Origin of the sequence: Labrys sp. KB_33_2 (assembly GCF_052114505.1) — a bacterium.
Classification (GTDB): domain Bacteria; phylum Pseudomonadota; class Alphaproteobacteria; order Rhizobiales; family Labraceae; genus Labrys.
The window spans coordinates 104,235-126,013 of the sequence record NZ_JBFREW010000020.1 but is presented as its reverse complement, the minus strand read 5'-3'; the positions used below and the strand labels follow the sequence as shown (position 1 = coordinate 126,013).

The window sequence follows — 21,779 nt, the reverse complement described above, 5'->3', positions numbered from 1 at the left end:
ACCTCGGTCCGGAAGGTGAAAGAGGGCGAGGTCACGGCAGATGTCTTCGGGTTCTTGACGACGGAGCCGAATGCAGTCGTGAAACCGCATCACGCCAAGGCCATGCCCGTGATCCTCACGACTGCTGAGGAGCGTGAGACGTGGTTGCGGGCGCCATGGGGTGAGGCCAAGTTCCTGCAGCGCCCGCTGCCAGATGATCAGCTCGTGATCGTGCCCCGGCCGGCAACCAGCAAATAAACCGAATCCGAACCGTTATGTCGCTCAATCTGTCCGAGGTAGAATCGATGGCCGACCCTGCTGAGATGCTGTTCGACCTGCCGTTTGACGGAGAGATGCCGATGTCAACCGCCCTTGCTCGAGCCCCAGCCTATGCCGGCCCGTTCGCTGATGAGCTGGCCAAGCTCATGAAGACGAACCCGACGATAGACCCGAAGCGCTGGGAGAAAGCAAAGCTCGACGCAATTGAGTTCCTGGCCGATTGGGGCCACGAGGCCGCCAAACTGGGTTGGACCGCTGAAGACCTTTTCAGCCTGCATCCCGTGGCACCGCTGACCCGCTATGACGTTATGGGCCTGGTCTGGCTCCTCAACGGCAAAGAGGTCAGCGAGATCACCGAGCGAGCCGCCAAGATCGGCGCTACTACTTTCCACCGGGCAACGTCTTAGCGCGGCCCGTTCGGCCTCGGCAGGGCGCGATCATCAATCAACCGGTCGAGCTTGACCTCGATCCGCCGCGTCGTCTCGACGAAGGCGAGCATTGTCGTCTCGGCTTTCGCGAACCGCTCACGGATCTCGCCCCCATTGTCCTTCAGCTTGCCGATCTCGATCTCGAGCTTGAGGTTCCGCTCCTCGATCATGTTGACGCGGCTGTTGAGCTGGCTCGACCACCAGACCACGCCACCGGTCTGGACAAGCAGGGTGATCACGAGGGCAACCGGAATTTTCTTGTCCACGACCCAATGCTCTTTCTCGCTCGCAGATTGGTCATTCATGGCCTTGCCTCCTTCGCACAGGTGGGATCGGCCGGCGCCGCGTAGCAGCGCCGAAGCTGCTCGTACCAGCGCCGCGACCGCGCCAGGCGGTCATTCGCGGCTACCGTCGAGCCAAGCGCCTGCGCCGCCAGCAGGCGAGCATCCCCGCCCTCATGGATCGCCGGCACCGGAACCGGCGCCATCAGCGAGGGCGTCGGCGGCAGCCCCCGCTCAAGGGGCGGAGTTGATCGCGCGCAGCCGGCGCACGTCGTCAGGGCCAAGAGTGCAGCGAGCATCCGGCCTGGCGGCCAAGGCCTTCTGGTAATCATCGATCCTGTCCCGGTTTTCGGCGACGGCCCGCTCGGCCGCGCGGGTTTCGTCCTCGGCGATGCCGGCCAGGGCGGAGGCGATGGCCAGATCCGTCTTCGTGGCGGCAAGCTCGGCCTTCAGGGCGGCGACGTTGTCGAGCCTCGCCTGTTCGTCGCGGCCGCTGCTGTAACCGTAGAAATAGGCGGCGATCACGATGCCGATCGCGGCCACGGCCCGGCCGAGGCCGGTCGAGAGAAAGGCCAGGGCCATGCTCATGGCTGCAGCCCCGACACGCAGAGTTCGGCCTCGCCGATTCGGGAGGCGTCGCCCATCTCGCGGCGGTTCACCAGGCCGACGATCATGCGGCCGCCTGCCTTGTTGTAGGCGGTCGCCGCGATACAGCTGGCCTGATACTGCCCTGCCCGGCCGAGCCGTGCGGCCGTCGAGCTGCAGGCCGTGGGCACGCCGACATTCCAGCCGAGCGAGATCATCATCGCCTGCCAGGCGAGAGGCCTCTTCTCGAAACCGTCGATACAGGCCTTGAGGCCGGGATAGAACTCATCGCCGAGCCGGCGCTTGAGGCGCCGGTCACAACCTGACGGCGTCTCGACCATGCCGGCCCTGACGTTCTGCGTGTCGCCGTCGCAGATCGTCCAGCGGGGCGGCCGCGCGATGCGGTCGAAATAGGCGCGCAGCTCGCGCCCCTCCCAGGGCTTGATCAGCGTATCGGCCGCCAGCGCCACGGCAGCGGGCACGGCCTCGGCGCCGGGCGGCTTGACGTACCAGATGCCGCCGATCGCCGTCGCCACCGAGAGCACGGCGGCAATGGCGGCGGAGGCACGCTTAGTCGGCCTGATCTTTTGGACCGGCATCGGAAACTCCCTTCTGTGCGAGAAAGCGGGCAAACAGGGCCGCCCCGACCGTGAGGCCGGTCAGCGCGGCGAACAGGCGATCAGGGATCGGCAGATAGGGCGCGAGCAGCGGCAGGGTCGCCTCGAGGCCGGAGAGCACGGCAGCGAGCAGCAGCAGGCGCACGCTCCAGGCATGGCGCAGCACCGCGCGCCAATTGGTGACGAGCTTCATGTCGAGAGATCCGTGAAGGGTTGGTCAAGCGCGGCGGGAGAGACGCGAGCCGGCGATCAGCTCCACGAGGCACCGATCATGGCGCCGCCATTGATGGCCGTCGTCGAGCTGAGTGTGCAGGTCAGAGTCTTGTTGCCGGCAACCGCCTCGCTGTTGCTGGCGCTGCTGCACCTTGAGTTCGCATTGGCAATGGCGTTTACGTCCGTGACGTAAGGCGCGCTCCAGGTGTGCGTCAGCACGCTCGAGGTGTAGGTGTGGCAGTAGCCGATGGCGAAGCTGTTCGCCAAAACGCCGTTGAGCGTGATGTTTTTGGCACCACCCGAAGTTTGTCCCTTGAGTACAAGCTTTGCCGTTGTGTCTGGCGCCACGGACTTGGCGTTGTCGATCGTATAGACCGAGGCATGGGAGCGATTCATGCTCGCCCCGAAGGTGACGACGACCGTCGCCGTCGCCCCCGTCGGAACGAACGCCGCAAAGATGCAGGTGTTGTCGGACGTGCCCGAGAGCGCGTTCTGCTGATTGGCGACAAGCGTCGCGGCGATCCCGCCAATGGTGCAGGTCGGATTCGCGACAAGCGCCGTGTTGAGGCCCATCGCCAGCACGACGACGAGCCTGCTTGCCGACGCCGTGCCGATGTCGACATTCGAGAGCGTGAGCGACGCCCCCGCAGCCTGGCCGAGCTGCGAGCGATAGGTGCCAACCACGGGCAGGGCCGCAGACTTGGCGGCGACGAAACCGAGCCCGAACCTCATGCTGTGAGATCCCCAACCAGCACCCATTCGTCGGTGCCGCGCTTATAGAGCGTCGCTCCGGAATACTGCCCCGTCAGCTTCAACTTGCCACCCGCCGAACGGATGGTGACGCCGGCATCGGCCGCGATCGTCGTCTGGCCGGCCCCGAACTGCGACAGGTCGATCCGGCTGTTGACCGGGAACGCGACAGTCGCATTCGCCGGGATGGTCAGCGTATTGGCCGCCGCATTGTTCATCTCGACGATCTTGCCCTTGTCGGCGAGCACGAGGGTGTAGGCCGTGCCGGTCTGCGTGTTGATGCCGACCTGCTCGCCCGCCTTCTCAAAGGCCGACAGCGCGGCCGGCTGCACGGCCGTGTCAGCCTTGGTGCCTTGCGCGGCCGTGGCGAAATCGGTCGAAGCCGCCGAGGCAGCCGAGCCCAGCGTCGCCCATTCCATTGCCGTTGCGCCGGCATTGGTGCGCAGCACCTGCAGGGCCGTTCCAAGCGCGGTCAGGCCGGTGCCGCCATTCGCGACGGCAAGCGTGCCGGTGATATGCGTCGTCAGCCCGACCTTGCCCCAGGAGGGCGCCACGCCGACGCCGCCGGAGCGCAGCACGTTGCCGCCCGCAACGTCGGCAAGCTTGGCGAGCGTCGAGGCACTGTCGGCATAGAGCAGATCGCCGACGGCGAAGCCCGCGCTCAGCCCGGCAATCGCCTTTGGAGGGAGCGGCGTTGCATTGGAGGTCAGCCAGCTTCCGCCACAGACATCCCATTCGGTGCCGCCGCGATTGATGAGCATCACGCTCTCACCCGAGCGCAGCGTTAGGGATGTATTGGAACCGCCCAGGCCGGCAGGCGGGCAATAGATAAAGTCGCTGCCTTGGCGGACGACGGTCACATCGGCCGTGCCATGGTTGAAAATGGTGATGGCAGGCCCCGCCGCGCCGGCACCCCACACGCCGCCGACCGGCAGGGTGATGTTGAAAGCCGTCGCGGAGGATGCCTGCACCGCCTTGCCGTGGTCGTTTGCCCCCAGCGTGACGTTAGCGTTGGCAAAGACGAAGCCGGCGAAGTTACCGACATGGCGCCGCACGAAACTCGTGCAGGCCAGCGACGGAGAGCTGTCGCCAGGCGGCCGTTCCGCGATATAGGCGTCACCATTGAAGTAGGCGGCGAAACCTGCGGCGAACGTGGCGGCCGCAAAGCGCTGCGGCTGGGTGTAGGTTTGGTCGCGATTGAGGCGGCTTACCAGCGAGAACAGCACGCCCCCGGACTTGATCAGCGTGCCCGTGGTGCCGTCGAAGATGGCAACTTCGGTATCGACCACGGCAGCGGCCGGCCCCGTGACGTTGCCGGTCCCGGTGCCGTCGGCCCCCTTCTGCGCGAGCAGCTCCCAATAGGTCGCGTTGGTGACGGCCTGGTTCGTGTGCGCCACCTTGCAGCGATAGGAGGAGCCGTTGCTGGTGACGGCATCGTTCACGACATAGGCCGTCGCACTCGACCAGGCGCCCTTCCAGGCTACCCCGACCGGGCCTGTCGCGCCTGTGGCCCCGGTGTCGCCCTTGGGCAACGTCAAGTTCAATGCCTGGTTTGGTGACGTGCCCGTGATAGTGGCGCCCGCACTCGCTCCGCTCTGTACCGTGCCGATTGCAAGGGTATTGGCCGGCCCAGCCGCACCCGTCGCGCCGGTATCACCCTTGACGCCCTGAGGCCCCTGGGACCCGGTATCGCCCTTCACTCCTTGCGGCCCCTGGGCGCCGGTATCACCCTTGACGCCCTGCGCCCCCTGGATCCCCTGCGGCCCCCTGATATTGCCCTGCGGCGAGCCCCAGACGCCGGCCGACTTCTTGTAGAGGTCGCCATTGCTGGTGTTGATGTAGGCGGCACCGTCAACGCCGAGGGCGGCAGCCGGCGCCCCTGCCCCTATCAGGATCTGATCGCCGGAGCGCGCGACGAGCTGCCACTGCGCGGCCGCCGTCGTCGGCGTGTTGCCGGTATTGGCATCGACCCGGGACAGCCAGGAGGAGCCGTTATAGGTGACGAGATCCTGCTTGGCATAGGTGGTGCCGGCCGCCCATTCGCCGCGCGCGTTCCACGGCAGCACGGTCGCGGCCGGCGAGATGCCCCAGGCGCCATTGTCGCGCCGGTACTCGATCGGCGGGCTTTCGCTATAGTCGCGATAGAGGTCGCCATCGACGCCGATATCGTTCGACGGCGGCCCATTGCCGGTGAACCAGACCGAGGCGGGCGTGAAGCGCGCGCGGATCGCCTGCACCGCCTGCATGGTGGCGATGGCGACGCTGTCCTTGTCCGGATCGACCGCCACCCAGCCGGCAGCGCCCGTCACGGCGGCCGGCAGCGGATGCAGCAGCGTCAGGGCATTGTCGGCGGTCGCATCGGCCGCGACCGGCACCTGCGCGAAGACACCGCCGCCCATGGTGACGATCAGCCAGGCGCCTTCCGTAACCGTCGGCGCCAACCCGTCGCCCTTCATCGGATTGCCGGCGATCGCCGCGGCCGTGGAGCCGGCCGCACAGGTCACGGTGACGGCGAGAATGAGATTGCTCATCGCGAAATTCCCAGTTCGGACAGGACGGTTTCGAGTGCGGCAGGCGTAGCGGCCGCGCGGACCCGATCCTTGGCGGCGAGGCGCGCGGCTTCGATATCGGCGAGGCCAGCGCGCGCTTTCTCGGCGCGTTTCAGGATGGCTTCGGCGCGGTCCCGAGCCGGGCCGCCACGAACCGAGAGTTCCGCCACCAGCAACGGGCCGCATCCGCCGCCAGCAAGACAGCGCTCGGCCTCCTCGACCTTGCGGCGGTAGAGATCACCGAACTGGCAGAGGCGGCCAATCTCCGGCCCGAAATGCCGATCGACCAGGCCCTCGGCCTCGGCCCGCCTGGCGACCATGTCGGGAGCAAGGGTAAGTTTCATGATGGCTCCATGAAAAAACCGCCCCGGAGGACGGCGAGGAAATCGGTAGAAATGGCAGCGCTTACAATGTGTTGATCATTGTTTGGGTGCCGGAGGAAATCAGCCCGCTGCAACGGCGACGACTTGCCCGCGCCAAGGCTGAAACGGCCAAGGGCCCACGATCTCGATCGCGTAGGCATGCGGCTCGCTCGAAACGATCTCGATATCGGTTCCGTCCGCAATGCCGAACGGGCTGCCGTCCATGCGGATTTCCCAGCCGGCTGGTACGCCCTGCAGCATCGCCGTGTCGGCGCCATCGGCGACGATCTGGCTGGCCGTCAGTGCAATCGGCGCGACCGGCCGATCCTTGATCTGGCGCTCATCGACATAACGCCTGTCCGGATCGGCCGATGTCTCGTCGACCTCGATGAAGGCGACGCCATTGGCACGCATATGGTCGACCAGTTCCGGCCGATAGATCATGATGACGTGCGTGATCATGCCCGGCGCAAAGCCGTGCCGCCCCATATATTCGATGATCATGGATTTTACCCTGCTGGAATCGCAAAGACCGCGTAAGCGAGGCGGCCGGTGAAGCTGAAAGTGCCGCGGGCCTGGAGGCCTGTGCGCGTCACGGTGGCATCGCTGCAATTGATGTCTGCCCAGGTGGCCATATAGGTGAACGGCATGACTGCCTCGCCTGCCCAGGCTGGGCCATAAGGGCCATAAGGCGCATCTGATTGATAGTAGCGGTAGCCGGTGGCGCTGTAGAGGGCGACCAAAGTGAACGGGATATACCCCATGTCGGGCCAGGTCAGGATCTGCTGGAAACCTTTGCTTGACGATCCCGAATAGGCGATCGAACCGCTATAGGCGAGCCGCGCCGCCGCATAGTCGGCATCGAACACGATCTGCGCCAGCGTGGCGCTGTCGCTGTCGACGCCCGGCAAGACGATGCGAAACTGTGGCTTGCCGTCGCTGGGGCGGAAGCCGAAACGCGCTCTCAATCCCATGGACGCCTCATGCCGGTAAGGTCACCGCGACGACGATATAGGTCAGCCAGACCGTCGCGCCCGAATTCGAGAAAGTGAGATCCGTTGTGGACGGCTTGCAGGTCACCTGGGCCTGCGCATACCCCCACTTGCGAAACGGAACCAGACTATAGCCGGCGCCGTCCGAACTCTGCAGGTCGACGGCCGGGATTGAAGGCTGCGTCACGCCGAACGGAATGACGCGGCTCCCTGTCCCGAGCTGCAGGCGCCCGGCCGTGATCACCTTGGCGGTGACATTGTCGGTGTCGATCAGCATGTCGTCCGTTGCACCGGTGCCGGCATCGAAACCCGGCTTCGACACCCGGAACCGTGCCGGATTGGCAGAAAACAGAACGCGCAACATCACGACACCGGAACAGGGATTTTCCAGACGAAATAGATCGCACTTTGCGGCAAGGCCGGCGATGCAGGCAGTTGGCTCGATCCGATGGCACCCTCGATCCGAAAGCTGTCCAGTTTGGAGAAGACACGAAAGGGCGAGAAATAGGCCTGCTCGACGTAATTGCCCTTGCACCATGGATCATCCTGCATGGTGCCGATCCCCCGTTCGCAACGCAGGGAGACGAACGGGATATAGCCCAAGACCGGGAAGGAAACGGTAATCGTGTTCCACTGCGCGCCGCCATAGATAGCGGATCCTATGTTTGTCACCCGTCCGACCTGGTGCAGGTTCTCGACACGCGGCCAGTCCGACCGGAAGGCCCATTTCAAGGCGTCAGCGGGATCGGCCGTGCGGGCATCGTGGCCAGGCAAGGTGGCGAAGACGCCATAGGCGCCATGCCCGTCGGCGCCGAGGATCAGGCGGCAGATATCAGTCATAGATTTCGATCCGAGGGTTCGAGCCGGGACGGAAGAAGATCTTGTTGCCGATATTCATGTCGCCGGAGACGTTGAGCGATCCGGTGTTGATGCTGAGATCGGCAAGCGCGTTGATGATGATGTGATCGGCCGTCAGCTGGAACGAGGAGACCGTTCCGTCATTGTAGGACTTGATCCCGGAAATCTTGCCGTTCACGTCGAGCGTCACCATCCAGGTCGCCGACATCTTGCCGTCGACGGTCGCGACCGCCTGGCTCACGGTCTGGATCGCCGCAGTGTTGCCGTTGGCGGTGGCGCTCACAGTGTCGATGCGCTGCGAGAGCGCGCCGTCGGCATTGGCACGCGCTGTCGCCTCCGCCGCGATCTGCGCCTGGATATCCTCGCCGACCTGCGCCTCGAGGATCTCCAGCTTGGTCGCCAGCGCCTCGGTCGCGCTTACCTGCAGCCGGATCTGGCTGGTGAAGGAGGCGCGTGCATTCGTGTCCTGCACATGGTTCGAGGTTTCCTGCGTGAAGGACTGCGTCGCCTCCTCGATCGTCGCCAGCGCCAGATATCGGATCGGCACGATCGGCTTGAAGGCATCCTTGGCCGATTGGGCGAGATCGTCGAAATTGATCGAGCCAGGTGGCAGCTGCGACTGGCCGACCTGCACGCCGACCCATGTCGTCCATGTCGTCGGCCGCACCGGCGTGGTGGCGATCGTGGCGCGGAACTCGTATTGATCCCCTGCCCCGACAGTATCGAAGACATAGGCGCCGTCTTCCGGGCTGTCGTCGCGCAGGCGCGTCGCCGCCACGGCATTGATGCGGCGATATTCGATGATCACCGCATCGACGGTCGGATCGGCGACCGGTGTCCATGTCAGCTTGACGGCTGGCCGCTGCGCACCCGATTCCGCGTCGATCATGATCGCCTCGGCCGAGAAGCTCGATACGGTCGACATATAGCCGGGATCGCCGGGCGCGCCGCCCGGGATCTCGATCGGCTTCTCATCCGAGGATGACCAGGCATAGATCTGGTAGTTCACTTCGCGCAGGGCCACCGTGATGCTGTCGTCGAGATTGAGCTGACGCGTCATCACCCGGAACAGCTTCGTCCAGCCATAGCGGGCCGACTGCCAGGTGATCCAGTCGCCGGGATCGAGGAACAGCAGGTGATTGCCGAGGGTGAAGGTGCCGTTCGCCTGCGCCCGGGTCTCGCGCAGGCGGGCCGTCCCGATGCGCTGCGCCTGCGTTCCCGACGGCACTGCGGCGAGGTCGAGCGAGACGCGCAGGGGCTCGCCATCCTCCGCCCGGGCCGAGGCCGAGATGATCGGCGGATAGGAATTGGCCTGGTAGCCGGCAGCCGGATCGACGAACTGCCCATAGACCTCGTTGGTCCGCTCGGTACGCGACAGGCCCAGGCTGAAACGCTGTTCCGGCCCGACCCGGAAATCGGCATCCGTGATGGTGACGACGCTGACCTGCGCCGCGCCAGCCAGAAGCCCGAACGCGCCCTGATACTCGATCAGGTAGCCGGCCATGGTCTGGATCACCGGCTCGATCAGTGAGCGGAAATCGGCATCCTCTGCCACCAGCACATAGGCGCAGCGATAGCGCGGCTCGGTACCGCCCGCCGTCAGGGCCACGGTCTCGTCGCAGACATTGGCGGCGGCGATCCATGTCGAGGCGATCAGATCATAGGCCGGGATGCCCGGGCCGAGAACGACCTGCCCCTCGGCGACGATGCCGGCGAGGAAGTTGTAGCCGTGAAGAGCGCCGTTCTCCGTCCACTGCCAGGTGGCGGGATCATTGAGCCGATGCAGGCCGGTGCCCCCCGCCGTGCTGTCCTTGCGCACGTCATAGCAACGGTAGCCGCGCATCTGCCAGGTGAACTCAGGCGGCCCCGATGCGAATTGGTCGGGATCATAGACCAGCGTCACGGCGGCATAGCACATGCCGGCGAAGCGATCGTTCATCGTCAAGCGGCTGGCCGAATTGGCGACGGTGATCGCATCCGCCGCCTGGCCCGGGCGGCCGTCATGGAAACGCACCGAGGCGAGCCCGCCATAGCCCTCGATCGAATAGGTGGTGAGGCCGTTGCCGTCGGTCGAGAGCTGCGTCAGCGTCTTCTTCTTGCCGCCGATCCAGACGGCCTCCAGCCCGTCGCACCACCCCTCGGACAGGATGTAAACCAGCTCCAGCCGCTTGTTTTCCTTGCCGTATGTCTGGAAGAAGGCCAGATGCCCGCGCGTGGCGATGCGGCCGAACACGACCTGGCGGCCGACATCGGAGCCAAGCTGCAGATTGAGCTGCACGCCAGAAGGCGTCGCCTTCGGCTTCGGTGCCAGCAGCTTCTGCAGGGCCGACAGGCCGAGTGAGAGGCCAATGCCGAGCAGCGCCCGGCCGATCGAGAAGCCGCCGACGCTGAGCGAGCCGATGAAGCCGACGACGGCGGAGATGGCGGAGGCAATGAACCCCATCAGCCCACCTGCCAGGCGTGCAGCGCCGTCCAGAGTGGATTGATCTGGACGCCCGACGGCGCCTTGCAGAGGATGACGGTGCCCACCACGACGCCGAGCGCGATGCCGTCATCGGCAACGATGCTGACGATGTCGCCGCGCCGCGCCAGGGACGGCACCACGCGCTCGCAGATCGCATCCATGGCGCCCTCGAGGTCGCGGAAGCCCTTGCCGCGAATGCGCTTCATGGCCCCGGCCGCCGTCTTGTAGCGGCCGCGATGACAGCCATAGGGATCTTCCCCGGTGACGGCGCGCAAGGCATCCATCGCCATCAGGAAGCAGTCCGAGGCGCCCCATTCGAAGGGCGCAGCCATATGCGGAGCCAGCGCCTCGAACAGGGCGCTTTCCCAGCCTTCCAGACGTGTCATGAAGGAATTCCCTTGAAGGGCGTCAGCGTGCCCCGGCGCGAACTATCGCGCCCGGGCGGGCGTGACGCGGCCCCACCAGATTTCAGCGGTGGCCGTCGATTGCAGGTAGCGCAGCGAGCCGTCGCTCGGATCGAGCGTGCGCTGATCGGCATCCGAGCGACGACGCCAGCCGGAGCGGCCCATGTCGAGGGCGCGGCTTTCGACATGCGCATCGAGATAGGCCTCGCCGGGGCTGGCGTCGCCGATCGCCCCCTCTCCCTTGCTCTCGACGTGGTCGATCGTATCGATATAGCCGCGATACACGGTCTCCACCGATAGCAGCGCGTAGCTGTCAGGATCGAAATAGGCGCGAGCCATGGTAACGGGACGGCCGCGATATATCTCGCTCTCGATCGAGGCGAGCATGTTCATCGGCAGCTCGGCCGAGGCATTGAGGCGGATATTCATCGGCACGGCCGTGCCGTCCGAAACGCCGCCGATCGCGTCGACCTGAAACAGCGAGCCGGCGCCCTTATAGGTGACGCCGTTATAGGTGAAGGTGCCCTCACCAGAGAAGAAGCCGTAGAGGCCCGACGGGAAGTCGAACAGCAGGAGATCGGCCCTGGCGACGCGCCCGGCCTTGAGCGCATCGAGCAAGGCCTGCGAAATGACGCGGGCCATCAGTACAGCCTCTGAATGCCGGTGAAGGTCACAGGCTTGCGCGACAGCTCGGCCGAGGCATCGGGGGCAGTCGCCGGATCGAGGATCATCTCGCAGACCGGCTTGGCGAAATTCACTGTGGCGCCCACGGAAAACAGACTGGTGTTCACGGCCGGAGACAAGGAAACCGAGGCAGTGCCGTTCCCTGCCCCGACCACGGCCTCGAGGATCCGGTAGAGCCCGTATTTGCCGTTCTGGACCAGGCCGAGCATATCGCCTGCCCCCAGCACGAAACCGGCCGGCAAGCCGATGATCGCGATCCCCGTCGCCGTCACGGCCGAGGCCTGCGCCGTGCCGTCGAAGGCGCCACCCGAAGCCCGGTTCATGCCGGCAAAACCGCCCGGGTAGGCGCCCGGCCAGATCTGCAGTGGACTATGGCCCAGGAAGGTGCGCATTGCCCCGTTCAGGCTGTCCAGCCAGGCGCGCCACGGCCGCCGCTCGGCCATGCTGAGCGGCTTGGTGGTGTAGTCACAGCGCCACCGCGGCGGCGCGAGCTGGATCGCCTGCGTGGCGCCGGAAGAGAGCATCGAGGCCGCCTCCGACCGGATCATCCGCATGGTGTCGGTGGCCTGGCAGCCAGCCGGCATCGCGCGGGGATAGGTGATCGTCATCAGAGTGTGCCTCGCACGCGCGCATTGAGAACGAGCTTCGGAACCTCCTGCCTGATCTGCTGACGCATGATCTGCATCTCCCGGCGAAGGGCCGGGATGGCGTCGGTGGAGGCCCCGCGAGCATCGAAGCTCATGGGCATATTCAAGATGAGGCCGGGCGCAGATGGAGCAGCTGCAGCAGAAACACTGAAGCTGGTCGGAAGGCGTGGGCTGACATACCCGCCATTGGCGAAAGCCAACGATCCGCCGCCATTGATACGCTCCAACAAGGCGCGATGCTTCTTGGTTTGGCTAGCACGCACCACGTACTCGCCATTGGATAGCCGGGCCGGGATCGAGTCTGACGTTCCGGTTCCAGGTCCAGTGACAATCCCGCCCTCTGCCTTGAACAAACCGCCGATCAGTCCGCCCAGGAGCCCGCCACTATTGCTCTTGCCACCAAAGAGCCCAGCTAGCGGCCCCTCACCGAGAAGCGCCGCCTGCAAAACCAGACGGATCAAGCTCTGAAGCACGTCTTCCAAGGCCCCCTTCAGATCCTTGGAGCCGTCGATCAGCCCCGTAAGACCATCGACGGCGAGGGAAGCAAACTCCCGCTGCGCATCGATCAACTCGTCCTGCTTCTTCTTGAGATTGTCCTGCTGGACGGCCGTCTCTGCATACTTCCGAGCCTCCGCCTCTAGCGACGCCACGACTTGCGGCGTCAGCGCGATACCGGATTGCGTCGCCTCGTTGAGAAGCTCCTGGCGCTTGGCGAGATATTCGGCCTGATATGCCGTCTGCGTAAGGGCGGCCCCCTTGAGCTTCAGGCCGTCGATATCCTGCTGATTTCGTTGAATGATCTCGTCCAGCGTCTGCTTACGCCGCTCGTCGGCCGTGAGATCGCCTGCTGCGACACGGGTGTCATTGGCGCGACGCCGGGCATAGGCAATCGCATCGTCGACCGTGCGGCCTCCGCCGAGGATGGTGGGGTTGGCGTTGATCGATTTCTGACTGATCAGTCCCTGCAGGGGCGTGCCGGGCGCGGCCTTCAATACCTTGGCGGCATCGCCAGCACCAAGAAAATGCGACAGCTGCAAGGCCGCCTCATTCACCGACACGCCGGCCTTCTGGAGGACTGCGGCATTTTCGGCCGCATATTTCTCGATCAGGTCGCGAGAGATATTGCCATCCTTGCGCAATTCGAGAATGGCATCGCGGCCCATGGTTGCCGCCTGCTGGGGATAGTATTTGCGGAACAGATCGATCCAGGTGCTTTCGATGAATTGGCCGACGCCAGTCGCCGAGCTGTTCGGGTTCTTGGCACGAGGATCGCCCCCACTCTCGACTTTCACCACCCGATCGACATAGGCCTTGACGATCGCCTCCGTGGCCTGAACGCCAGTGCGAAGAGAATACTCACGCTCCGCCTGCGCACGCGCGGCATCCTGAAGCGCGAAGCCCGACAGCTTTGTCCCGGCCTTCTTCATGGCCTCGACGATGTCGTCGGTCGCCTTGGCGATCTCGGCCTCCTTGCTGGAAAGGCCGGCATCGCGCGAGCGCTTGTCGATCATATCCTGCACCGGATCGGCATGACCGCTGGTGCCCCGCGTGCGCGCCGCCTCGCGCAGCAATTCCTGCTGGAGATCGCTGATCTTCTGGACGGTCGCCAATTCCTCCTTCTTCACGCCAGCAGCCTTCTCGGCCTCCTTCAACCGATCCCGTTCGGACTGCAAGGCGCTGCGCAAGCCGGCGAGGAAGTCATCGCTGGCGCCGGCTGCCTGTTCCGTCTGAATTTGCTTTTCGATCTCCGCGATATTGTCCCGGATGAGCTGCGGCGCCTTCAGCGTCGCTTCGTCGTCGAAGGTTTGGCGCTTTTTCTGCGCGTCCTCATAGGCCTGCGATACCCCGTCGATTTTCTTGGCGAGATTGGCCATCGCCTCGGAAACGGTGTTGGCGGCCTCCTTGCCGCCCACCATGGTCGCAACCCATTTGGTGGTCGCGGTATCAAGATCAGTCCACGCTTGCGACAAGGTCGGAACCGTACCGTCAGCAAGAGCCTCGATCTCCGGCTTGGCAGCGACGATCGCTTTGAAGACGCGATCGGATGTCAACTGGCCTGCCGCGGCCAAACCTCGAAGCTCATTGGCGGAGACACCGAACTCCCGGGCAATAGAGCGGATCAGCGGGCTCTGCGTGCCGAGCGATTCCATGATGGAGTTGAATTCATCGCCACGAAGGGCGCCGGACCCAAGAGCCTGGCCGAGCTGGGTGATGGTGCCCTTTGCCGCATCCGCGCTCACGCCGGCCAGCGACAGCGCCTGAGCGACGGCCTGCGTCGCATCGGCCGCGGTGCTGTTCGACTGCCCAAGAGATTGGGACACGCCGAGCATTTTGACATAAAGATCAGCGGTCGCTTCAAGCTCCGAATGCGCCTTGAGGGCAACATCCGACACGCGGCTCTGCTCGTCGCCAATGTTGCGAACCGCGATCCCAGCCGTCTTCAGCCGATTGCCGGTGGCGTTCCAGCGGTCGCCATAATTCACCACCGCCGCACCGGCCGCCGCCACCGAGGCTGTGACGACGCCGATCAGCCCCGTCGTGCCGCGCAAGCTCTGCGCCAGTCCGCTGAACGAACGCGACATGCCGGAGGCGTCGAAGCCGCGCGCCATGGATTTGTTGCCACGCTCCATGCTGCTATCGATTTGCTGCGACAACTTCTTGAAGCGCTGATCGATAGCCGAGGCCTGCCGGTCGGTCTGCGACTTGGCCTTGGCGAGCGCATTTTCATATTTCTTCGTGCTCGCCTCAAGTGTAACGATGAGGCGTTCAACGTCCGTCGGCATGGGAGGCACCTCGTGGAAATTCTAATACTCTGGGTTTGCTTCGCTGTTGTCTGCGGCATCATCGCGGCCAATAGGGGCCGGAGCGGTATCGGGTGGTTTTGTTTGGGGTTCATGTTCAGCGTCTTCGCGCTGATTGTTCTTATATGCCTCCCAAATTTGAACATCAGGACAAACTGGGCAGCCCCAAACAATATTCCATCTCAACAGTGGGAAACCGAGCAGTATCGGGCGCGGCAGATGGATACAGATCGCCGGAGGCGTGAAGCTATACTCTCCGATTTACAGACTGATACCAAAGTCTGCCCTGACTGCGCAGAAACGATCAGGGCAGCTGCTAAGGTTTGTCGGTTTTGCGGCCACAGGCTAGCGTAGAGGATACACTCCGCCATGAGGCTAGATCATCGATGCTGCAGCCTCAAATTCAGCATCACTCATATCCGCGACGCCCTCCTCCCCGGTCTTGGACGCAAGGAAAGCGGACCAGCAGCAATTGAACTGCCACAGGCTCATCGCTCCAACTTCAAACGGAGAGAAGCCCATCACGGCTCCGGCGCCGTAGAACTCGCTGAAGCGGAGTTTTCCGTTTCGCCGGGGCGCGGCCTCCGCTTTCGCACCCGCCGTGTTTTTTTTGGCTGATCGTCCTCGACGCCCCAAAGAGCCGCCGACAGAATGGCCTGGGCCGGCAGCAGCCCTTCCATGAGAGGGCGAGCCGGATAGACATAGCGCTCGACCAGGCGAAGGGCCGCCGTCGGCTCCACGCCACCTCCGATCAGGCCAAGGCGGATGGTTTCGCGGATGTCGGCGTCGCGCCAGGCGCCCTCACGCATCCTTTGAAATAGGGTGAGAGGGCCGCAATCGGCCTTCTCCTGCAATTCCTCGAGTTGGCGCAACGGAAGGGCGAAGGTGTATCGCCCATCCGCCCAGGTGAATGTCGTTTGGCAATCCATGGATCACCGGCGATCAGGGTGCGATCTTGATGTCGGATGGCACCAATTCACCATCCCCATCAAGATCGACCGTGACCTGAAACCTCTCGCCGCGCTGCGCCTGCAACTGCACCTTGATGTGGGCGCGCCCGGCAAGCAGAAGATCGGGCGTGGTGGGGCCAGTTCCCATGCCTTCGATTTCATAGCGGATGTTCCGCGAGGCCGAGGAGAAGGTCGCCTGCCGATAGAGCGACCAACTTTCCTTGGCGAGAACCCCCTGCATCTGCGACGACCACGACATGGACTGGACGCCCTTGTCGGTCCACACGGCAGCATCGGGATCATCGCAATCCGGAACGACCGTATCGCTCGTCGACTTGTCGACCGTGATGCTCATCTGCGTGAAGCCACAGGGTGCTGTAAACACTTCGGGGGTCGCGCCATCGCCGATCAGCAGACGGCCCTTGCCATAGGGAGTAGTCGTGGGACGAGCCATCATGGCCTCCTGTGAAAAGCCGGCCCGGCCGGCGTTGCGATAGGGATGGGATCAACGCGCGTCGATCAGGGCGCGGAAGGTGATGACGGCATGCGTGGTGACGCCGTCTGGATCGCTGAGATAGTTGGTGCTGCGATGCTCGATCAGGTGGAATTGCCAGGCCGAGCCGAGGTCGAGTTCGGCGCCGTTGAGGCTGGAATGAATCTCGCTCGCGATCCGCTTCGCCTCGACCTGGCCGACGGCCCGCGACCAGACATGCAGGGTGATGAAGGCCTCGACACCGTCGATGCAGTCGGCGCTGTCGTCGACTATCTGGACTTCGCCCAGGCCGATATAGGGAAATACCACCGCCTGCGGCGGCCGATCATAGACCCGGCCGGAAACCGAGGGGCAATCAGCCTGGAGACGGGGATAGATCACGCCCTGCAGCGCGAGGGAAGGATCAGCCATTCGCCCCCTCCTTTATGGCCTTGGACGCGGCGCGTGAGACGCGGGATTTTGCCCGCTTCCGCAGGGCCCGGTAGGCGGGATAGAAGAAGGGCTGGGCCGGCGTGCCCGGGTTTTGCGCTCCCTCGAACATCCCGCCCGCTTCATGCGGGGCGGTGCCGAACTCGACGAACGCCGCGTAATACGCATCCTTGTCGCCCGCATGGATCACCGCCGTGAGATCCGGATCGCTGCCCTGCCCGCCCCCGACGCCGCGCACATTGGCATTGTCGGGCACGTGGCCGCCGAAGCTGTAGCCGATGCTATTGGCGAGGGCTCCCGTCCGCTTCGGCGCCAGGCGCTTCTGCAGCGCGACGATCTCCTCGGCGCTTTGCTGCAGCGCCTTGCGCATCGCCACCCGGGGCTTGTCCTTGATCCTGGCGAGCTTCTTCAGCAACCTGTCCCGATTTTTCATCGCCATAGTCGAGAACTCCGGCCGCTCGGGCGGCATCAGCATGGGCGCGAGGGATGAGGAGCGCATGGCCGGCCTTGTAGGCGACGCAGATGCGTGGGTTCGGCCGATAGTCGAAATCGGCGATGAAGACGACGCGAGGCATCAGATCGCCACTCCCATCTCAAGATCGAACTCGATCTCGGCATTGTCGGTGCGCGGCCGCGCCGCACGGATCTGCGCGACCTGTCCCTTATAGGGACCGGCGACGAACACGGCCCGATCGGCCTCGGTGACCGTCGTCGTCAAGCCGTCCCGCAGCACCGTGATGACAGCCCGCTGGCTGGCCTGGGGCCGCCCGGCCTCGACCGGCTCGGCCCCGAACCGCGGCGGCAGCAACAGCCCGCACCAGCGCGAGCCAAGGTCGAGCGGATCCTCCCAGCCCTGCGTGACATTGCCGTAGCCGTCGTCATGCGCCGCCTGGCGCTCGAAGCGGATGCGGTGATTTCTCTTGCCGGCGCCGAGCATCAGACCGTCCAGACGCGATAGGGCGAGAGGAGATTCGAGACGGCGAATGGCAGCTCGGCCTGGTCGCTCTTCCCAACAGCCTCACGCGCGACATACCACTGCCCGACGAGAAGCAGCACGGCCTGCCGGATGGGCGCCGGAATATCCGCATAGCCCGCCGTGAAGCGGACGCGCACGGTATCCGGGCCATCGAGCGTGACCGGCCAGGACTTGCCAGGCGCCGGGCGTAGCTCGGTATCGGCAAAACGGTAGTCGGCCGGCGCGAGCGGCTGTTCATTGCCGCGGTCGTCGAGATAAATCACCGACGTGACAGCCGAGACCGGGAGCAACGGCAGGGACAGCCATGGCACCCGATAGCCGCCGAGACGCTGGCAGAAGCCGGCGAAGCGGGCTTCGAAGCCCTGCTCGCGCACGGCCCGGCCGAGCCAGCCGTCGGGCGCATCGATCCAGACGAAAGCCGCCTCGATCAACCCGGCGATATAGGTGTCATCCTCGGTATGCTCGACGCGAAGATGGCGCTTCGCGTCGTCAACCGTGATGCCCGGCTCCGCTGCCGGCGTCACGACGGAAAGCCGCATAATCAGGCTCCGGCCTTCTGGCTCTTGTTGGCGAGCGGGACCTCCGCCTTGTTCTTCGGGGCCGGTTCGGCCTTGGAGAGCACACCGCTCCGAACAAGATGGGCGACATCGGCCGGATCGGCCTCGCGCTCGTCCCCTGGCATATAGAACTTGTCGCCCTGATGCTGGCGATTGACTGCGAATTTCATGGCTTCCTCCTTCGGCTCATAGAGCGGGCGGCCGAAGCCGCCCGCCTTGATCAGCCGACCTAATCAGGGACCAGCAGGCGGAGCGACATTGCCGAACACGAAGGACTCCGGCCGATACACGGCCAAAGCGAGGCGCTCCTCGGCGAGGATCGTCACCAGGTTCTTGATGAAGTCGTCATTGACGTAGCCGGTTTCCACGCGCGCATCCCAGCGATCGAAGAGCTGAGCGCCGAGCTTGAACGCGCCGGTCAGGAACTTGCCGACGGTCATCGCCTGGGTCGTCACCACGGGCAGCCCCCAGAGCGTCGGGGAGAGCGTCCCCTGAGGATTGCCGATGATGTAGCGCCCCTCGCCGTCCTTCGTGAGCTCGATGCTCGTCCAGTCGATCGGGTTCAGGACATGGCCGGTCGCGGGATATTCGGCCAGCACTGCCTGCAGCATGGCGATACGAAGGATATCGATGCTGGTCGGCGTGGCGGGCATCGTGGCCCCGCCCGGCACGGCGAATGCCGTCGCCTGCGGGATGATGCCGTTCAGGTTCTGGCCAGTGCCGTCGCCATTAAGGAGCTGGTTTTCCTCGACGAAGCCAAGGCCATAGAACAGGCGCTGATCGATGATCGAGCGGATCTGGCTGATGTCGTCGAGCACCTGCTTCGACGCCTTCATCCAGTGCGCGATCACCTTGGCGCTGGTGGTGCTCAACGCGAACTTGATGTCCGATTCCGGCTTGGTCGCGCCTTCAGCGACCGGCGCCGCGCTGTTGGTGAAGCCGGTCTCCTTCACATACTCCAGCGTGTTGCCGTCCATGCGGCCGGGAGAGATCAGATCGCGCACGGTCAGGCGGCGCTGCGGCAACGCCAGGATGCCGGGCAGGCGCGTCGCATCGATCGCCGCGCCGACAGAGCCCGCGGCGTTGCTGATCGCCGAGGTGAGGGTCGCCTTGATCCGCATGTCGGCGCCGCGGGCCTGCTTGGAGAAGCCACTATCCTGGAAGGACTTGAAACCCTCGCTCTCGACAAACTGCTCGCCGATGGACTTCTCGGCATCAGTTCCGCCGAGATCGGCGGCATCGAGCTTCTGCTCCATCTGCGCGACACGCTCGGTCAAGCCGTTCATCTTGGTCAGCGCTTCGTCGGCCTTTTCCTTCATCGAGGTTGCCAGCGCCTCGCCGGACTTGGCCTTGCCGATTGCCTCCTCCGCGATAGCCTTCACGGCATCGATCGCCTGCTTATGCTCGGTCTTGATCTCTGCAGCGAGTTCGGCGACCGACTTGTTACCGAGATCCGGCGCTTCGAAGCAGATACGCGGGCCGAAGCCGGAAGCCAGGCGAGCAATGCTGCCGGCAGCCATCATCACCGCCGCGGTCGACGTTACGAAATACATCTTCATCGGAGTTTCCTTTTCGAGGGAGATTAGCCGCGCAACGCCTTGAGGAACGCGGCAGCATCGTTCGCCTTCTCGCCCTCGGACTCTCTCCGAATGGCCTTGGCATAACCGACAGAGGCGATCTGAACGGCCATGCTCTTCGGGATGCCTGCCTCACGCAGGATATCCTCGAAATCCTTCACCGGCATGGGATCGCCATCGCGCAAGCGGCGGGCGAATTCGTCCATGCGTTCCGATTTGATGCTCTCGATGCGCGCCCGGCGATTGGCCGGGAATGACACGGGCGAGATCTCGTAGAGATCGAGCTTCTTGAGGAGGCGGACATTGCCCTCCTGGTCGGTATCCTGTTCGCGGTAACCGATCGAGAGACCGCCGATCGCCTTGCGCTTCATCAGCGCGTGGACTTCACGCGCCTTCTGCACCTCGAGGATCAGCTGCCCTTTGCCCCAAAGGCCCTTGGCATCCTCAGCGAGGTCATCCCAAACGCCGATCGGCTCATTGGGATTGTGCTGCCAGAGCATCAGAACGCTCGACCCCTCGCGCTTGTGGCGCGTCAGGCTATCGATGAACGCACCCGGCAGCACCTTCTCGCCGTAGCTGTCGACATTGCCGAAGATCGAGCCATAGCCCTCGAAGGTGCCATCATCGCCCAGATCCTTGACCTGCAGCGCGAAATCCTTGGTCTTCATGGATTGCCCTCCAGCGGCGGACCGCCGTTGTGACCGATGCCGGCCTCGGTGATTGGAACGTTCTGAATTTGCATGCGAGGGACGTCGCCGCCCTCCACCGGAGGCAGGTTTTCGAGGGCGCGGACCTCGTTGATGGTCATCGCACCGATGGACGTCATCAGCCGGTAGAAATTCGCCCTGCCCATGCTGTCGCCGCGCAACAGGCCTTCGATATTGAATTCGATTGTCACGCCGGCCCCGCGATCCTCCGGCGACAGCAACTGCTGCATAACAGCTGCCTCGATCCGACGAAGGCGGCGGCGCAAGGTGAACTTGACGAAGCCGAGCACCTGCTGCTCAAGCCCAGTGCCCCAACTGGTCGACTTCTCTGTGTGGCCGATCATGAAGGGCGGCACGCCGAACCAGCGGCAGATATCCTCGACGCCGAAACCGCGAGATTGCAGCATCTGAGCGTCTTCTGGATCGATAGCCAGTGACTGCCATTCTGTGCCGCCCTCCAGCACGAAAGGTCGGCCGGCGTTGACTGCACCGGCAAACTTCTCGGCGAGCTTTTCCTCAACGACGGCGCGCTGCGGATCGGTCAGAAACTTCGCGAACTTCAGTACACCCGACGGACGCAACCCGTTTTTGAAAGTCGAGGACGCCGCCCGATCGATTGCCAGCGCCAGGCCGAGAGACTGGCGGGCATAGGTCAAGGTCGACAGGCCGCCTCGAGGCGATCCTCCAAACCCGCGAATATGCAGAATGTCGGCCCCGCCCGAGACACCGCTCTCGCCATCGAGAGACCAGCTATATTCGAGCTTGCCCCTGGAGGCTTTTCGAACCGAGACGGCATCAGGTTGCATCGGCATCAGGGAGGAGACACCGCCAGCCGATCGCATGATTTTCGCATAGGCATTACCGCGCAGCTCGACGCTCGCGCTCATGAACTCCCAGAAATCGAGCGCAGTTTGATAGGTGTTCGGCGCATCGTGCAGAACGCGATAGAGCGGATGATCCTTCGCAATGACCCGGTTCCCGGCCGCATCCGACCGATAGACATTGAGCGGAAGAGACCCGATCGAACCCGCCAGCAGATTGACGCAAGCCCAAACCGCCGACAGGCCGAGCGCCGAGGAGGTGCCGACTTGCTCCCCCGAATGGGAGGAAGGCAGATCCCAGGTTTCCGGCTGTGTCAGCCGCGGCCGCTCGACAATGTCATCCTTGCGGCGCAGCCAGTTGAGTAGCTTCACGGTG

At 64.4% G+C, this 21,779-nt stretch carries 29 protein-coding genes and 1 pseudogene; 3 read left to right on the top strand and 27 right to left on the bottom strand.

Features of this window, described 5'->3' with window-relative positions:
- A pseudogene (locus AB4037_RS29345) lies at positions 1–237 on the top strand (SOS response-associated peptidase); the annotation flags it as partial.
- A 17-nt stretch (positions 238–254) separates the two neighbouring features.
- Positions 255–665 (top strand): hypothetical protein, encoded by a 411-nt coding sequence (locus tag AB4037_RS29340; RefSeq protein WP_441773904.1) that lies wholly within the window; start codon positions 255–257, stop codon positions 663–665.
- Here the strand turns inward: AB4037_RS29340 and AB4037_RS29335 are convergent.
- The 17 genes from AB4037_RS29335 to AB4037_RS29255 form a co-directional block, all read right to left on the bottom strand.
- A complete protein-coding gene (locus AB4037_RS29335) occupies positions 662–991 on the bottom strand; it encodes a hypothetical protein (protein ID WP_441773903.1) in 330 nt (109 codons plus the stop codon). The genes AB4037_RS29340 and AB4037_RS29335 overlap by 4 nt on opposite strands.
- Positions 988–1,173, bottom strand: a complete 186-nt coding sequence (locus AB4037_RS29330) for a hypothetical protein (protein ID WP_441773902.1) — start codon at positions 1,171–1,173, stop codon at positions 988–990. Before AB4037_RS29330 ends, AB4037_RS29335 begins: the two co-directional genes overlap by 4 nt.
- A 28-nt stretch (positions 1,174–1,201) precedes the next feature.
- Positions 1,202–1,555 carry a hypothetical protein gene (locus AB4037_RS29325; protein WP_441773901.1) on the bottom strand — a complete coding sequence of 118 codons (354 nt, stop codon included), beginning with the start codon at positions 1,553–1,555 and terminating at the stop codon, positions 1,202–1,204.
- Complete coding sequence (locus tag AB4037_RS29320) at positions 1,552–2,151, bottom strand: glycoside hydrolase family protein (protein ID WP_441773900.1); 600 nt, start codon at positions 2,149–2,151, stop codon at positions 1,552–1,554. Before AB4037_RS29320 ends, AB4037_RS29325 begins: the two co-directional genes overlap by 4 nt.
- Positions 2,123–2,362, bottom strand: a complete 240-nt coding sequence (locus AB4037_RS29315) for a DUF7940 domain-containing protein (RefSeq protein ID WP_441773899.1) — start codon at positions 2,360–2,362, stop codon at positions 2,123–2,125. The genes AB4037_RS29320 and AB4037_RS29315 overlap by 29 nt, the downstream gene beginning before the upstream one ends.
- A 56-nt stretch (positions 2,363–2,418) precedes the next feature.
- Positions 2,419–3,114 (bottom strand): hypothetical protein, encoded by a 696-nt coding sequence (locus AB4037_RS29310; protein ID WP_441773898.1) that lies wholly within the window; start codon positions 3,112–3,114, stop codon positions 2,419–2,421.
- Complete coding sequence (locus AB4037_RS29305) at positions 3,111–5,663, bottom strand: carbohydrate-binding protein (RefSeq protein ID WP_441773897.1); 2,553 nt, start codon at positions 5,661–5,663, stop codon at positions 3,111–3,113. The genes AB4037_RS29310 and AB4037_RS29305 overlap by 4 nt, the downstream gene beginning before the upstream one ends.
- On the bottom strand, positions 5,660–6,025 hold the full coding sequence (locus tag AB4037_RS29300; protein WP_441773896.1) for a hypothetical protein: 366 nt from the start codon (positions 6,023–6,025) through the stop codon (positions 5,660–5,662). The genes AB4037_RS29305 and AB4037_RS29300 overlap by 4 nt, the downstream gene beginning before the upstream one ends.
- A 99-nt stretch (positions 6,026–6,124) precedes the next feature.
- Positions 6,125–6,547, bottom strand: a complete 423-nt coding sequence (locus AB4037_RS29295; protein WP_441773895.1) for a hypothetical protein — start codon at positions 6,545–6,547, stop codon at positions 6,125–6,127.
- Between the two features lie 5 nt (positions 6,548–6,552).
- A complete protein-coding gene (locus AB4037_RS29290; protein WP_441773894.1) occupies positions 6,553–7,017 on the bottom strand; it encodes a hypothetical protein in 465 nt (154 codons plus the stop codon).
- 7 nt (positions 7,018–7,024) lie between these two features.
- The gene (locus tag AB4037_RS29285) at positions 7,025–7,399 is read right to left on the bottom strand and encodes a hypothetical protein (RefSeq protein ID WP_441773893.1); all 375 of its coding nucleotides are present in this window, start codon (positions 7,397–7,399) and stop codon (positions 7,025–7,027) included.
- Complete coding sequence (locus tag AB4037_RS29280; protein ID WP_441773892.1) at positions 7,399–7,875, bottom strand: hypothetical protein; 477 nt, start codon at positions 7,873–7,875, stop codon at positions 7,399–7,401. The genes AB4037_RS29285 and AB4037_RS29280 overlap by 1 nt, the downstream gene beginning before the upstream one ends.
- Positions 7,868–10,336, bottom strand: a complete 2,469-nt coding sequence (locus AB4037_RS29275) for a phage tail protein (RefSeq protein WP_441773891.1) — start codon at positions 10,334–10,336, stop codon at positions 7,868–7,870. The genes AB4037_RS29280 and AB4037_RS29275 overlap by 8 nt, the downstream gene beginning before the upstream one ends.
- Positions 10,336–10,743, bottom strand: coding sequence for a DUF6950 family protein (locus tag AB4037_RS29270; RefSeq protein ID WP_441773890.1), 408 nt, complete (start codon positions 10,741–10,743; stop codon positions 10,336–10,338). Before AB4037_RS29270 ends, AB4037_RS29275 begins: the two co-directional genes overlap by 1 nt.
- Before the next feature lie 42 nt (positions 10,744–10,785).
- Positions 10,786–11,403 (bottom strand): DUF2163 domain-containing protein, encoded by a 618-nt coding sequence (locus AB4037_RS29265; protein WP_441773889.1) that lies wholly within the window; start codon positions 11,401–11,403, stop codon positions 10,786–10,788.
- Positions 11,403–12,053, bottom strand: coding sequence for a hypothetical protein (locus tag AB4037_RS29260; RefSeq protein ID WP_441773888.1), 651 nt, complete (start codon positions 12,051–12,053; stop codon positions 11,403–11,405). Before AB4037_RS29260 ends, AB4037_RS29265 begins: the two co-directional genes overlap by 1 nt.
- Entirely contained in the window at positions 12,053–14,875 is a 2,823-nt protein-coding gene (locus tag AB4037_RS29255) for a tape measure protein (protein WP_441773887.1), read from the bottom strand. Before AB4037_RS29255 ends, AB4037_RS29260 begins: the two co-directional genes overlap by 1 nt.
- Before the next feature lie 111 nt (positions 14,876–14,986).
- Here AB4037_RS29255 and AB4037_RS29250 point away from each other — a divergent pair, with 111 nt between their 5' ends.
- Positions 14,987–15,247, top strand: a complete 261-nt coding sequence (locus tag AB4037_RS29250; protein ID WP_441773907.1) for a zinc ribbon domain-containing protein — start codon at positions 14,987–14,989, stop codon at positions 15,245–15,247.
- A 167-nt stretch (positions 15,248–15,414) separates the two neighbouring features.
- Here AB4037_RS29250 and AB4037_RS29245 read toward each other — a convergent pair whose 3' ends face one another.
- The 10 genes from AB4037_RS29245 to AB4037_RS29200 all read right to left on the bottom strand — a co-directional run bounded on the left by AB4037_RS29245 (position 15,415) and on the right by AB4037_RS29200 (position 21,775).
- Positions 15,415–15,822, bottom strand: coding sequence for a gene transfer agent family protein (locus AB4037_RS29245; protein ID WP_441773886.1), 408 nt, complete (start codon positions 15,820–15,822; stop codon positions 15,415–15,417).
- 13 nt (positions 15,823–15,835) lie between these two features.
- On the bottom strand, positions 15,836–16,297 hold the full coding sequence (locus AB4037_RS29240) for a phage tail tube protein (RefSeq protein ID WP_441773885.1): 462 nt from the start codon (positions 16,295–16,297) through the stop codon (positions 15,836–15,838).
- Positions 16,298–16,348: 51 nt separating this feature from the next.
- Positions 16,349–16,747, bottom strand: coding sequence for a DUF3168 domain-containing protein (locus AB4037_RS29235; protein ID WP_441773884.1), 399 nt, complete (start codon positions 16,745–16,747; stop codon positions 16,349–16,351).
- Positions 16,740–17,264, bottom strand: a complete 525-nt coding sequence (locus AB4037_RS29230) for an HK97-gp10 family putative phage morphogenesis protein (RefSeq protein ID WP_441773883.1) — start codon at positions 17,262–17,264, stop codon at positions 16,740–16,742. Before AB4037_RS29230 ends, AB4037_RS29235 begins: the two co-directional genes overlap by 8 nt.
- Positions 17,265–17,339: 75 nt before the next feature.
- Positions 17,340–17,702 carry a phage head completion protein gene (locus tag AB4037_RS29225; RefSeq protein ID WP_441773882.1) on the bottom strand — a complete coding sequence of 121 codons (363 nt, stop codon included), beginning with the start codon at positions 17,700–17,702 and terminating at the stop codon, positions 17,340–17,342.
- The gene (locus AB4037_RS29220) at positions 17,702–18,280 is read right to left on the bottom strand and encodes a head-tail connector protein (RefSeq protein WP_441773881.1); all 579 of its coding nucleotides are present in this window, start codon (positions 18,278–18,280) and stop codon (positions 17,702–17,704) included. The genes AB4037_RS29225 and AB4037_RS29220 overlap by 1 nt, the downstream gene beginning before the upstream one ends.
- A 2-nt stretch (positions 18,281–18,282) precedes the next feature.
- The gene (locus AB4037_RS29215) at positions 18,283–18,468 is read right to left on the bottom strand and encodes a hypothetical protein (protein WP_441773880.1); all 186 of its coding nucleotides are present in this window, start codon (positions 18,466–18,468) and stop codon (positions 18,283–18,285) included.
- 63 nt (positions 18,469–18,531) lie between these two features.
- Positions 18,532–19,857 (bottom strand): phage major capsid protein, encoded by a 1,326-nt coding sequence (locus AB4037_RS29210; RefSeq protein WP_441773879.1) that lies wholly within the window; start codon positions 19,855–19,857, stop codon positions 18,532–18,534.
- Between the two features lie 23 nt (positions 19,858–19,880).
- Entirely contained in the window at positions 19,881–20,543 is a 663-nt protein-coding gene (locus AB4037_RS29205; RefSeq protein WP_441773878.1) for an HK97 family phage prohead protease, read from the bottom strand.
- The gene (locus AB4037_RS29200; protein ID WP_441773877.1) at positions 20,540–21,775 is read right to left on the bottom strand and encodes a phage portal protein; all 1,236 of its coding nucleotides are present in this window, start codon (positions 21,773–21,775) and stop codon (positions 20,540–20,542) included. Before AB4037_RS29200 ends, AB4037_RS29205 begins: the two co-directional genes overlap by 4 nt.
- Between the last annotated feature and the right edge of the window lie 4 nt (positions 21,776–21,779).